Origin of the sequence: Synechococcus lacustris str. Tous (genome assembly GCF_003011125.1) — a bacterium.
Classification (GTDB): Bacteria; Cyanobacteriota; Cyanobacteriia; order PCC-6307; family Cyanobiaceae; genus Synechococcus_D; species Synechococcus_D lacustris.
Genome location: NZ_PXVC01000291.1, coordinates 1 through 639, shown reverse-complemented (window position 1 = coordinate 639; position 639 = coordinate 1). Strand labels below are relative to the sequence as shown.

General features: G+C 56.8%; 1 protein-coding gene. It reads left to right on the top strand.

Features of this window, described 5'->3' with window-relative positions; translation table 11 throughout:
- On the top strand, nucleotides 1–547 hold a 547-nt coding region (locus C7K08_RS14995), incomplete at its 5' end, for a glycoside hydrolase family 9 protein (protein ID WP_193464859.1).
- Nucleotides 548–639: the final 92 nt, after the last annotated feature.

The following is a 639-nucleotide window of genomic DNA, read 5'->3' as shown; positions in this document are numbered from 1 at the left end:
CTCCTACGGCGCCGCTGTGCTTCTCGCTGAAGACACGGGTAATGCCAAGATCCGTGGCGATGTGGAGGGTTGGCTGAACAGTTGGGTGAACGGCAGCAATGGGGTACAAATAACTTCTGGAGGTTTGCGTTTTATCAGTCAATGGGGCTCCCTCCGCTATGCCGCAAACACGGCAATGCTGGCTGGGGTTTACGCCGACAGCGTTACCGATCCCAATGGCGCCTACAGCCAGCTGGCCACAGATACCATCGACTACATCCTCGGAGACAACCCCCGTAACTCCAGTTATTTGGTTGGTTATGGTGATAATTCGCCTCAGCAGCCCCACCATCGGGCCGCTTCTGGGGTGGGCTGGGATGGTTTCCGCAATGGCCTACCAAACGAAAATATTCTCTATGGCGCTCTGGTAGGTGGCCCCAGCCAGGCCAACGATTTTGCCTATGCCGATGTGCGTAGCGACTACATCGCTAATGAGGTGGCTATCGACTACAACTCGGGCTTTACGGGGGCATTGGCTTTCGCGGCCCAACGGAGTGCTGGCTTCTAGCGCCGGCGCAGCATCTCCAGCAATCGCTCAAAGCTTTCCGGCAGGGGTGCCTTAAGCACCATCCTTTCCCCCGTAACAGGATGGTTTAAGCC